8 protein-coding genes are annotated in these 12,421 nt (G+C 44.9%); 3 read left to right on the top strand and 5 right to left on the bottom strand.

What is annotated here, in order from left to right; genetic code table 11:
- The first annotated feature begins 90 nt into the window (after nt 1–90).
- Together MUB23_RS00115 and MUB23_RS00110 are read left to right on the top strand one after the other, a co-directional pair.
- On the top strand, nt 91–1,368 hold the full coding sequence (locus MUB23_RS00115; RefSeq protein WP_244798153.1) for an HlyC/CorC family transporter: 1,278 nt from the start codon (nt 91–93) through the stop codon (nt 1,366–1,368).
- Between the two features lie 164 nt (nt 1,369–1,532).
- Nucleotides 1,533–2,453 carry a type I phosphomannose isomerase catalytic subunit gene (locus MUB23_RS00110; protein WP_244798152.1) on the top strand — a complete coding sequence of 307 codons (921 nt, stop codon included), beginning with the start codon at nt 1,533–1,535 and terminating at the stop codon, nt 2,451–2,453.
- Nucleotides 2,454–2,521: 68 nt separating this feature from the next.
- Here the strand turns inward: MUB23_RS00110 and MUB23_RS00105 are convergent, their stop codons facing one another.
- From MUB23_RS00105 to MUB23_RS00090, 4 genes are all read right to left on the bottom strand, one after another.
- Nucleotides 2,522–5,080: a DUF4214 domain-containing protein gene (locus tag MUB23_RS00105; RefSeq protein ID WP_244798151.1), complete on the bottom strand. Its 2,559-nt coding sequence runs from the start codon at nt 5,078–5,080 to the stop codon at nt 2,522–2,524.
- 109 nt (nt 5,081–5,189) lie between these two features.
- Nucleotides 5,190–6,113: a nucleotidyltransferase gene (locus MUB23_RS00100; protein WP_244798150.1), complete on the bottom strand. Its 924-nt coding sequence runs from the start codon at nt 6,111–6,113 to the stop codon at nt 5,190–5,192.
- A 7-nt stretch (nt 6,114–6,120) separates the two neighbouring features.
- The gene (locus MUB23_RS00095) at nt 6,121–7,209 is read right to left on the bottom strand and encodes a glycosyltransferase (RefSeq protein ID WP_244798149.1); all 1,089 of its coding nucleotides are present in this window, start codon (nt 7,207–7,209) and stop codon (nt 6,121–6,123) included.
- Nucleotides 7,196–8,368 (bottom strand): glycosyltransferase family 4 protein, encoded by a 1,173-nt coding sequence (locus MUB23_RS00090; RefSeq protein ID WP_244798148.1) that lies wholly within the window; start codon nt 8,366–8,368, stop codon nt 7,196–7,198. The genes MUB23_RS00095 and MUB23_RS00090 overlap by 14 nt, the downstream gene beginning before the upstream one ends.
- A gap of 180 nt (nt 8,369–8,548) precedes the next feature.
- Here MUB23_RS00090 and MUB23_RS00085 point away from each other — a divergent pair, with 180 nt between their 5' ends.
- Nucleotides 8,549–10,036 (top strand): hypothetical protein, encoded by a 1,488-nt coding sequence (locus MUB23_RS00085; RefSeq protein ID WP_244798147.1) that lies wholly within the window; start codon nt 8,549–8,551, stop codon nt 10,034–10,036.
- 136 nt (nt 10,037–10,172) lie between these two features.
- Here MUB23_RS00085 and MUB23_RS00080 read toward each other — a convergent pair whose 3' ends face one another.
- Nucleotides 10,173–12,365, bottom strand: coding sequence for a DUF4214 domain-containing protein (locus MUB23_RS00080; protein ID WP_244798146.1), 2,193 nt, complete (start codon nt 12,363–12,365; stop codon nt 10,173–10,175).
- Nucleotides 12,366–12,421: the final 56 nt, after the last annotated feature.

The following is a 12,421-nucleotide window of genomic DNA, read 5'->3' as shown; positions in this document are numbered from 1 at the left end:
GGATTTCCATTTGGATGTGTTCCAAGGGGATATGTGACTCAAAGGGCGTACCAATCAATACAAAATAAAAAACACAGGAGTGATACAATTTTGGACCCAAGTGACAGTATATTGTTGCTAGTACTACTGATTCTAATTTATCTATCGGCATTTTTCTCATCCTCGGAAACGGCGCTGACTACAGTCAACCGCCACCGGCTGCGCAGTTTGGCCGAAAATGGAAATACAAGAGCTGCGTTGGTATTAAAAACGCTGGACGACCAAGGGAAAATGCTGTCTGCCATTCTGATTGGGAATAATATCGTCAATCTGACCGCTTCTTCCCTGACCACCGTGCTGGCCTCCAAGATCGGCGGATGGGTCGTGGGTGTGGCCACCGGCGTTCTGACCCTTGTGATATTAATTTTTGGCGAAATCTCTCCGAAAACCATCGCAACTCTCCGGGCCGAAAAGTTGGCTTTGCGCAACGTAAAAATTGTCCGGGCCATCATGTGGTTTCTGACGCCGGTCATTTTCTGCATCAACCATCTTTCCAGACTCTATCTTTGGGTTTTGCGGATTGATCCGAATGAACGGCCGGATTCAATGACAGAAGATGAACTGCGCACAATCGTGGAGGTCAGCCACGAAGAGGGCGTCATCGAATCGGACGAAAAGCAGATGATCAACAACGTATTTGATCTGGGGGATTCCCAGGCCAAAGATGTAATGGTGCCGCGTGTCAGCGTGGTCTGTGCCGACATCGACTCCACCTATGAAGAGATGCTGGAGACCTTTAAGGAGGAGCGCTTTACTAGAATTCCCATTTTCGAAGAAACACCGGATAATATTGTGGGAATCCTAAATATGAAAGACCTGGTCCTCTATAAGCAAGGAACACCTTTTCATGTAAGTGATTTCCTTCGTGAGGCCTTTTTTACCCACGAATTCAAAAACACCTATGAACTCTTCCATGAAATGAGGCAGGCGTCCATGACCATGTCCATCGTTTTGGATGAGTATGGTTCGATGGTTGGCCTGATCACAATGGAAGACATTCTGGAAGAGATCGTCGGAGAAATCCGCGATGAATTTGACGAGCAGGAGTTGGAACAGCTACAAAAAATCAACGACCGGGAATATCTGGTGGAAGGATCTTATAAGCTGGACGATCTAAACGACGAAATCGGCACAGACCTGGAAAGTGAAGACTATGACTCCATCGGAGGATATCTGCTGGGGCTTCTTGATCATTTCCCGGAAGTTGGGGAACAGGCCACGGATGAAGAAGGATACTGTCTGATCACGGAGGAAGTCGACCGGAACCGGATTGAAAAGGTTCGGTTGATTCTGCCCCCAAATGAGATTGAAAATAAAAATGAAGAGTAGTATAAGCGATGATGAAGCTGGAATGATACTGTAATTATATTTTCTTCCGTTCATAGAGTGCAAAGCTTTCGAATGATGCAGAATGAATTGGGGAATGCAATGATAGGGAGGATTCTCTTGGGCTGCCAGATGAAGGTTATCAAAAAATTCGAGATATCCGGGATTTGGATTTGCCGTTGAAAAAAAGCATGGAAAAATATATACTATTAACCCCCGTCAAAAAGACCGCTATCTGGGGCAGCGAATCGTGGTTAATTGCCGCCCATGAAAATGGTGATACTTTGATCCAAAATGGTGCTTGGAAAGGCAAAACTTTGGGATGGCTTTGGCGAAATCATAGAGAATATTTCGCAGATATGGCGGGGGAACGTTTCCCACTGTTAATTAAAGAAATTATAGCAGAATCTGATTTGAGCATACAAGTACACCCAAATAATGAATATGCCCAAGAGCATGAGCAGGGCGCTTCCGGTAAAAACGAATGTTGGTATATCTTAGATGCGAAACCGAATGCCTCTTTGATCATGGGGCACAACGCCAAAAACAAGGTGGAAGCTGAAAACTACATTCAACATGGACAATGGAACGAATTTTTAAAAGAGGTTCCTGTGAATCCAGGAGACTTTTATCAGATTGATGCCGGATGTATCCATTCTATTAAGGGTGGAATCCGCCTTCTGGAAGTTCAGCAAAACAGTGATATTACTTATCGCCTTTATGACTATGACCGGTTAGATCAATACGGTAGAAAACGGCCTCTGCACTTAAAAAAAAGTTTAGACGTAATTACTTTTAAAGATACGAAAATCCAAGTTCCCTCGACCCAAAATTTAGAATTTGGGACAAAAACTGTTTTTGTTGAAACGCCTTACTACCACGTAGAAAAATATGATATTATCGAAGGAGAGGTCCTTTTAGACTGCCAAGCCCCCTTTTTGTGTATAAGTATTTTGGATGGAGCAGGCTTTTTGGACTCTCTCCCACTGGTGAAAGGAATGAGTCTTCTGCTGCCTCATCAATGCCAAGAACTTACGATAAAAGGCAATATAAGCTTTCTATTGGCATTTCCTCCCTATTCAAATTGAGCTGCAATATAAAAAGCGATGCCTGATACGTACTGATACGTACCAGGCATCATTCATTTTATCCTTCTCTACTGGTTAATACCGTAAGATTTACAGATGTCACGAAACTCTACCGACCATACAAAACCGTCAAAAACTTTCTTTCGACTCTGCCCACGTTCCAATCGTCCGATCCAATCGTTTAGCCCAACCTGATCTGGATTACGATCTAGAAATGTAGCATATAAGAATCGTACATACTTCTCATTACTGTACTTTTTCCCTAAAAACTCTTCACTAAAGAAAAATCCATAGGCAACGTCTCCGCCCCCTTGCGTTCCATTCACAAGGCGTTTTACCCAATACTCCACCTCTGTTGTACTAGGGTTTCGTAACAGGCAGATATGATACAGCCGCGCTACAAAAAGAGTGACCTGTTCATGCTGATCCACATAGGCCGTCGACGTATAGCTGCCTCTCTTAATGCCGTACTGATTACAGATGTCCAGGAACTCCACCGAATTCGCAAAACCGGCAAATATTTTATATCTGGTAAAACCAGATTCCAGGAATTCCCGCCAATACGTAATCTCTGAGTCACCAGGATACCGCCCCATCATCGTACGATAAAGGACAGTAATATAATCATTGCTATTTACATTCTTATTAATGTATTCCTGGCTGAAAATAAAACCATACGCAACTTCTACACCTGTTTTTTGGCCGCTTTCCATCAAGTCTTTCCAATAATCGACTTCCTTCTGGGCCGCTGTACGCCCTAAAATCAGGCGATACAATCGCTTAACAAATCCGCCTAAAGTATAATCTTCCATACAATTATCACAGTAATCACCATCGATCGGGCTGGCGCAGCTATGGGTATATTTAACACTGTCCCTGTTGTTATAGCGGTAAAGTGTATAGCCGCTTTTCAAATACTTTTGCTCTAAGTCTGCCAATGTATTCCCGCTGCCGCCGCCATACCGGGTACGAATAATTTTCGGAGGGGTCTGCTGTAATATATCAACATACTGAACACTGCCGTCTGAATGATACCCAATATCCGCCACTAGTACCGTATGGGATCCCGATTTATTAAAAATGTCTCCTAATTGCACACTATAGACACTCTGGTTCTCTACTTTTGTCGCTTTGATCGGAAGCAAAGACGTTGTTAAGCGTTGAATTCCCCACGCATATGACACAAAAGCACTACAATCACTGGAGTAATAAGGGGCGTCAAATCCATATGTTGCCTTCGCCGTATACATCTTGCTCCCAGAATTGGAAACTGCATCGGCAAACTCCTGTAAAGCGTTGGGATCCGGCATTTCTGGATCCGATGTGTCAAACGGAATATATCGACCTGCATGTTTCCCCGACGTAACCGGTTGTCCATAAGGTATCCCATAATAGGTAGTTCCCTTTTTAAACGTATAAACCGTCCGGTTCGATCCCCAGCCATTAATATCTGCTAAAGGAGTCCAGGCAATTTCTGCCTGCTGTCTTGCCCTCTTGATGATATTTCTCTGCCCTGTACTGACAGAAGAAGCAGCGGAAACTGCCGCTGTATTGACAGGATAATTATTAGCTGAAAAACGATCCAAAGATAACATTTGGGCATTCTTTTCACAGACGTCGCAGTCACCGTCTTCCGGAAACAATTCCTCCAAAGAATAAGTCGCTCCCAAACTGTAGGATTCCATTCTCAAAGAGCTTCGATATCCGCCAAACAGGTGAGACGCCTCAATCTGATAGTCTTCGCCATCCACAGAAAGAATCAAATACTCATCATAAAAATCCCATGAGCCAACTCCATCCTGAATGGGATTGTTTTCCGCCCAAATCGTCCAGTTTAAAACCTCCCCTTTGGAATACAGCATTCCGTACTGCGTTGGAATAAATCCACAGATTCCACCATCTTCCCGAAGCAGCATAACTTCCCCGCCGGGGCAAAATCCATAAAGATTGCCCTCCGATAAAAAGTAAAACACTTCCTCGTTCACGACATACATCTGGCGAATCTCCGCGCTCCAATCCAAAACAAGATCAACATCTCCGCTGGAGCGTTCCCATTTTTCAATTTGGTGACCGCCTGATATGTAATAGACAGCATCATCAAATACATTTAAATTCGTCGCATCTTCTGCAACCGCAGCTATCGCCTGTCCATCACTATCATAATAATTTAGCGAATTCTCGCCTTCATTGGAATAAAATAGAGTTCCGTCCGCGGCTTCTGCCAAGCGCCCCCCGCCCAAAATATTGGCTCCGGAATTTCCTAAAATCCACTGGCTCCACGACAGATCGCCCCCTTCCGTTTCCATTGTCGCCTCAGGTAACGTCTCTTCGATCGATCCCGTCGTACTCTCCGCTGTTGCAGGCTCAGTCTCGCTCACTTCCTGACTGCTAATATCTGGCGCATTCTCTGTTGATTCCCCAGTCTCTACCTTCGTTCCCGTCTCGTCTTCGGAAGTGGACTGTTCACCTGATAAGGCAGTGTCGGGCTCATTCACATTTTCGGAGTTCTCTCCTGCGCTTGATTCCGCAGGCAATGTCCCTGCTGTTGCCATTACTTTTGTTGGCATTCCAATTCCTTGCAGAACCATAGCAGCTGCCAACACCATCGTCAAAATTTTCTTTTTCATCCGTGTTCCAATATCCTTTCTTCTTTATGCTTTCCCCACACCCCAAAGGATGTCATTTCTTATCTAAATAGTTTTATCGAATCCTTCTCTCTCATAGAGCTATCATTTTTCAAGAAAATAACGGGGTCGGATAAGCCCCTGTTTTCACCATTTCCTCCATTTTCTTTGCCACCGCCGCCTGATCTTCCTGATACGTCATGCCGAACCATTGATCTGGCGTAGGTAATACGGTAACCTCTGTTTCCTGCCTTGCCAGCAGTTGATCCACAAGAATCGGAAGGAGATACTCTTCCTTTCCCCCAGGTCTGCCGTACTGATCGAGAAATTCTATAAAACCTTGCTTCAAAATAGGAAGAAACGTGAGCGGGAACCCCCAAAAATTCATAGATACCAAACCTGAAGGATTCAAAACCTTCTCCCTCCCCTGGTAAACACCCCTGACAACGCCATCGGCATGAAGGCAAATCTCCTTGGTCTCTTCAATGCCCTTTAACCTACTGAATTCATCCAATAAACAGACGCCCCTCGTCACCGTTCCGTTTTCACTGAGAGTATTTCCCAGTACAAAACCTGCCATAGCAATGGGAAGCTTCTCATGTTTCTTGCAATCCATCGACATTAAATATTGGAAAATAATCTGGAATGCCTTTTTTCCGTAGTAATCATCCGCATTAATAACGGCAAACGATGTATCCAAAAGCGTTTCGCATGCCAATACTGCTTGCCCGGTTCCCCAGGGTTTGGTCCGATCCGGCGGACAATCAAATCCCGTGGGTAAATCATTTAGATCCTGGAAAGCGTAGATAACATTCATATATCGTTCCACACGATTTCCAATTTTCTCGCGAAAATCTTTTTCAATGTCTTTTCGGATAATAAAAACCACTGTCTCGAAGCCAGCTTCCTTTGCATCAAAAACAGAATAATCAATGACCAGTTCTCCGGACGGTCCTACAGATGCCAACTGTTTGATGCCTCCCCCATATCGGCTTCCGATCCCTGCCGCCATCACAACTAAAACCGGTTTTTTCATCTTACCATCATCCCCCTTGATAAACTCTCAACACCTTCTCCAACATATCGTTTTCCAAAAAGCATTCCTGAACTCTCGCTCTTGCTGCTTCTCCCATCTGCTTTCTCATCTTTGGACATTCTATCATTTTTTTCATTGCCTCAGCGAGGGCATCTACATTCTCCGGCTCCACTGTTATACCGGTAATTCCATCCAAACTTACATGAGGAACTCCACTGGGCAGCCAAGTATTGATCACCGGCTTGCTCCAAGCCATTGCTTCAATCTGAACAATGCCAAATGCCTCCGCTTTTGTTATGGATGGCAAAACGAAGACATCACATTTTTGAAATTCCTCAGCAACCTGCCGGTCATTCAGATTATGCTGGAAGGTCACCCGCTCTCCCAACTGTAATTCCCTTGCTAAGGATTCAAGTTCTTCTTTCATCGTTCCATTTCCCACCAATGTCAATTCCGCATTGGGTACCTTTTGCAAGGCCCGAAGCAAAACCGCGCACCCCTTATAAGATACCAAGCGGCCAACAAATAAAAACTGCACCGGTATCCGCTCACGGGTGGTCTGAGGCGCCTCCACTTGGGGCACGCCATACGGGATGACTACGCATTTTTGACGGTATGGTTTTAAATAATCGGACCCTTCAATATGTCCCTCTGTAGCCACCACAATCACATCCGCACGTTTTAACATCCATGCGGTTAAAGGCTTAATGATCCGCATCAATCTTTTCTGACGCACAATGTCGCTGTGCCACCATAGAACCACTTTCCCCCGGTAGCCGGAAAGATAACACGCCAAATCTCCCAAAGGAAACGGCGCATGGAGCTGTACAACATCCTTATCCTTCGCCAGCTTGCGGAATTTCCAAAGAAAGGAAAATGAAATAGGCATAGAGCAAAAGACTCCTAAGCTGGAAGCACGGTGAACTTTGACTCCATTCCGCACTTCCTCCGCTCCTTTTCCTTTTTTTTGGCACACCAAAACTTCCGTTTTCGTGTCTTTCTGAAGCCCTTCCGCCAACTGCCTCACCACATGCTCAATCCCCCCTGTCGCCGGAAAATAGAGCTTATTTACCTGCAGAACTTTAATCTTTTCCATTCTTTTTATCCTGCATCAATTTTCGAAAAACATCTGAAACAATACCTGCCGTGCGGGTCCAGGTGAAAGTTTCCGCTCTCTGAATTCCTTTCTTCGTTAATTCTTTCCGCAAATCTTGATCTTGAACCATCCGACGCAATCCATCCCGGATGCTCTCAACAGAAAAGGGATCCACCAATACGGCACAATCCCCCGCCACCTCCGGCATAGAGCTTACATTCGAAGTCAAGACCGGAGTACCGCATGCCATTGCCTCCAAAGGAGGCATCCCAAAGCCCTCATAGATCGACGGAAAAACAAAGGCCATCGCCCCCTTCAATAAAACCGGTACATCTTCATTCTCCGCATAGCCGGTTGACCAGACATCACTCTCTAAATGCAATTTCTGAATTTTCTCAAAAATTTCATCATACATCCAGCCTTTTCTTCCCACAAGAATGAGAGGGGGGAGATCTGCGCATTCCTGCTTCAAAAGCGCATACGCTTCAATTAAACGAGAGATATTCTTCCGTGGCTCCAAAGTCCCAAGGTACAACAAATAATCATTCGGCAAATGATACTTCTCCTTTACCTTGATCACCTGATCCTCAGAATATCCCGTATGAAATCGTTCCCTGCGGATTCCAAGGGGCATCACCGTAATTTTCTCTGGATTCACATCCAGATATTTAACGACTTCACTCTTTGTAAATTCTGAGACAGTAAGAATTGCATCCGCGCGTTTGCACGCCTGAACCATATTGGAATCCAACATCATCTTCGTTCTGGCTCGAACCGTCTCCGGAAAAACTTTATAGGCCATATCATGAAATATTGTTACACGTTTTCCCTTTACGCCAGGTGGTATATAGTAATTGAAAAAAAAGGTGATGTCCGTATCCTTTCCAAAAAATCGATTGTAGGGGATGGGAACCATGTTCCAAATCAATTTGTACAAACTAAAGCTAAAGAATGCGCAGACATCTTGAAATCCCAAATTCACATATTCCTGAATTCCAGGCGGACGGCCTGCGGAACGGTTCCTAAGTTTAAAATAGTTGAGCTGAAGTTCCGCCTCCGGCCACTGTTTCATCAGTTCCCGCAAAATTCCATCGGCAACCCATCCGATCCCGGTTTTCTCTTCTTCCATCAGTAACTGCGATTCGAACGCTATTTTCATGTCTCATCTCCGCACTCAGAATTTTAAACGTTTAACCAATATTATACACGAAATAGCAGCTCTTGCCAAGTGGTAAGCAGGGAGGTTCTCTTTTTTCCAGATTATCCCTTTCCCTTGACAAATATTTCTTGTTTTTCTATAATCATAAGAAGGGAATTTTCCCCGTTAGGAGAAGGAATTATGAAAAGAAAAGAACTTGTTTGGCAAGGATTCGGGATTCTTACCTTGCTGTTTTGTTTTTTTTACCTTACCAGGTCCGTTATTTTTTCCGTAGAAGAAGAATATGGACTTTATTATATTGTTCAAAAAGGGGACTTTTTCCTCTGGCTGAATGATATTGCCCATGAAACTGGTCGCATTACATTCTACGTTCTTTGTTGGTTCTGGGCTGGGCCGATGTTCCTGGGTCCAGTTGCCTACAAAATTTGCCTGTGCATTTTTGTCGGACTCGACCTTCTTGTATTTTTCCGGCTGCTTTACGTGCATGTGAATCGCCAATTTGCCTTTTTTTGTACAGCTCTCTTAATTCCGCTTCTGCAAATCAATGATCAACACAATCTTCTCATTACCTATGCTTACCTGCATGTTCCTTTTATATTAATTCTTTTGTCCATTCATTTTTTGCTCGATTATGGGAAAGGAAAGAAGGGTTATTCCGCCGTTTTATGGAGCGCTCTTTGTAATTTTGTTGCTTCTTTTTTTCAGGAAAATTTTGTCTTATTTTATGTTTCTTGTTTTCTTATTCTCTTCTTTTATGAAAAAGAAAAGCATTTCTTCAAACGGTGCCTTCATGCCTTATGGGAACTGCGTTTCCATGTTCTAGGTGGAATTGTATTTTTGGCAGCTTATTTTCTCTTTCGCGCCTCGTGCGCCGGCAGCAGCTACAGCGGGAATACCCCTAATTTTTCCCAGCCGCTTAATAGCCTGATCGTGCTCTTTACCTTCCTGACGGGCTTATTTCCTGGTACCACTTTTTATCACTTAAGAAACGCCCTACCCGACTTAAATTTGTTGGCATTTATAGACTGGAAGAATGTGGTCATTATTCTGATCAGCACCATCTTCGTATGCTACTTGCTTTACAAGATGCCTCGTTTTTCCATGCCAATTCCTTTGGCCTGTCTCTTTATTATCAACGCTGTTTTGGCCTGTCTGCTTCATTCGTTTTCACAGCAGTATCTGGATTGGGTGATTCATGGAGATACCTATGCTTATGTACCAAGTTTTTATGCGTATATTTTTCTCAGTGTTCCCCCGACTTTACTATTGGTGTATCTCTATTCCCGTGTCAGAAAAAAGCTTCGACCGTTTTTCGTCGGTATCTTTGCTCTCCTTTATGCCACCTTCAGTATATTGGTAGCAGCGTCCAATCGATATTATACTTGGATTTATCACGAACATTATGAACACTATTCGAACTATGAAGAACTGTTTCAGACTCTAAACTATGAAGAATTTGACCCGGAAGCTCAAATTCTTGTTACTGATCCAGATCCTTTAGTTCTTTTAAACAATGTACAACAATGTATGACAACGGTTCATTACAATGCTTTTTTCTTCCAGTTTACAAGAAATATAGGGGAGATTGATGCCGAGAAGGGATACTATATCTTATCTTATGAAAATAATGAAGCATCGATCCAGTACGTATCACCAGCCTCCTCCTAATTTAGGGTTTCTTTTTCCATGAGGAGTCTATGATCCGATTTCTTACGTTTACTCGCGTGTAGTATCTATTATAAAACAAAAACAGGAGCGGCTTGTGTACTGAGCCGCTCCTGTTTTTTGCATCTTTAGCCATCGTTTAATGGCATCCTCTCTGCTGGCATCTACTATTAGCAGTTGGGTCAGTCGGATCCCAAGTATGCCAGGACGGCAACTGATAAGCGCTGGGCTTACCATAAGGGCCTGCGACAGAACTGTCATAGACCGTCACCTGGGTTCCAAGGCTGCAATTATCATAAATCCACTTCGCATCTCCCGCTGTCAAACGTACGCAACCGTGAGATACAGAACTTCCCAGTTGATTATATGCGCTGGTATATAATGTGCCATTCGTGTAATCATGATAATAAACCGAATGGAACAATACACCGCCGACAATTCTCGTGCACCACTGACCATAAACCTTGTTCATCAGCTCATGCCAACGATATTTGTTCGGCGTGGAGAACGTACCTACCGGAGTTGCTCCGGATGCGCCGGTCGAACAGATAAAGGACTTCACCGGAATGATATAACCATTTGATCCATCCTTCGCATAGACCGTTACCGTATTACACTGGCGGTTTACCTTTATCGTATAGGAAGACTGAGAACCAATTACACCTTCTAAATCCGTCCGCAGCGTTCCGTCGCCATTAAAGTAATACTTCAGTCCATCGATATAATTCCACCCAGTTACTCTCGCGTTTCCGTCTTTAGGATCGAAATAGTAACGATTCCCGCCAATTTTCTGCCATCCGCTCTGCCGAGCGTCGTTCACAATATAATAAACCTTGCTGCCGATTGTCAGCCATCCGTCAGCCGTATGTACAATGCCAAGAGAACGCCCAATCTCTAAGAACTCCTGGCTCCCGGCGATCTGTCCGATCAAGGTCTCGCGGCTTGTTCCTTTATTCAGACGGTTAACCCAATCTGCTTTGCCGGCTGCATCAGCCTCGCGGCCTAACATCGCTCGGTATACGTCCGAAACAAAGTCCGAATTATTTTTGTTCTTTGCCTTATATTCTTCAGAGAAGAAGAAGCCGGAAGCCAGCTGCAGACTAGACACCGACCGGCGCTGCAGATCATTCACCCAGCCATTCAGCTCCGCACTGCCGGGCCTTCTTCCCATACAAACCTGATAAAAACGCATTACAAACCCGCTGATCTCCGGATACAGATCGCGTGCCTCACTGATATCCAGAACGCCTGAATCAATGCCGTACTTTCTGCAAAGTTCCTGGAATTCCTGGGATCCAACGAAGCCTCTCACAATATATCGTTCCGATACACCTTTTTCGAAATAGGAAAGCCAACCATTTTTCCCGACGGTATCCGGCTTACGATCCATCATAGCCTGGTATAAGATATCAAGATAATCGGAAGGGCTCAATTTCTTTGCTTTCATCTCGTCGCTGGCCATAAATCCCCAAACGACCTCTGCTCCCTTTGCCTTCCCGCTCATCAGCCGGCCAACCCAGTCTTTTAATCCGCCTTCATCCGCGCCACGGTTCAAGCAAGTCCGATACAAGCGAACCACAAAGCTGGTCAAATCCGGATTCTTATCTTGTATTTCGTTTGACGTATAAGAGCCTTTTTCTACCTGGTAAGATGCGCAGATTTCCGCATACTCTACAGAGTTCGCCAACCCCTCAAAAATGCGCTGACGGCTGGCTCCATTGAAAAGGCGCCCTGTCCAGTCAGCCAGACCAGTGGAATCCACTTCACGCCCCAATACGGTCTGATAAAGCATACGAACGTACGCTTCATCACTGGTCCGTCTGCCCTTGTACTCATCGCTGAATACAAACCCGTATGCTACATCGACTCCGGTGCTTTGATGACTTGCCAAGCGATCCACCCAGTAGGCGATCTCAGCAGCACCTGCCGTACGCCCTAAACACTTGTCATACAGCCGGCTGACAAAAGCCTCTAAATATGTCTGCTGCTCACTTTTTGCATCCAAAGGTGTCTGCTGTACTGATTCTTCCGGAACCGTTGTCTCCGGCACGGAACTTGGCATTTGCGTTGTTTCTTCCGGTACCCCGGAAGTTTCTTCTTCCGTAGTGGCCGGCAGCGTTTCTTCCAGCTCAGCTTTTGTCGTCTCTGCCGGCTCCGATCCGCTTTCCCATGTTTCCGGTTCCGTGCTCCCCGTCACTGCCTCGGACGTCGCCGCCTGGGACGTTACTGCCGAACTTTCCTCCGGCAGAGGAGAAGCCCAAGCCGACACACTGCTAAACGCCATACACAAGGTACACGCCCAGGAGCAGACTCGTACTACTGATCTCTTCACTACTCTCTTCCTCCTATATGATTGTCTGTCTTCTGCAGTCCCCTATTTGCTCACCT

It is taken from the genome of Cuneatibacter sp. NSJ-177 (assembly GCF_022867805.1).
Taxonomy (GTDB): Bacteria; Bacillota; Clostridia; order Lachnospirales; family Lachnospiraceae; genus Pseudolachnospira.
The sequence above is the reverse complement of the archived record's forward strand: the minus strand, read 5'-3'. Positions and strand labels throughout refer to the sequence as shown.

Coding starts and splice junctions, on each gene's coding strand:
- MUB23_RS00105 (WP_244798151.1), bottom strand. CDS start 5,080: ATGAAAAAGAAAATTTTGACGATGGTGTTGGCAGCTGCTATGGTTCTG.
- MUB23_RS00100 (WP_244798150.1), bottom strand. CDS start 6,113: ATGAAAAAACCGGTTTTAGTTGTGATGGCGGCAGGGATCGGAAGCCGA.
- MUB23_RS00095 (WP_244798149.1), bottom strand. CDS start 7,209: ATGGAAAAGATTAAAGTTCTGCAGGTAAATAAGCTCTATTTTCCGGCG.
- MUB23_RS00090 (WP_244798148.1), bottom strand. CDS start 8,368: ATGAAAATAGCGTTCGAATCGCAGTTACTGATGGAAGAAGAGAAAACC.
- MUB23_RS00085 (WP_244798147.1), top strand. CDS start 8,549: ATGAAAAGAAAAGAACTTGTTTGGCAAGGATTCGGGATTCTTACCTTG.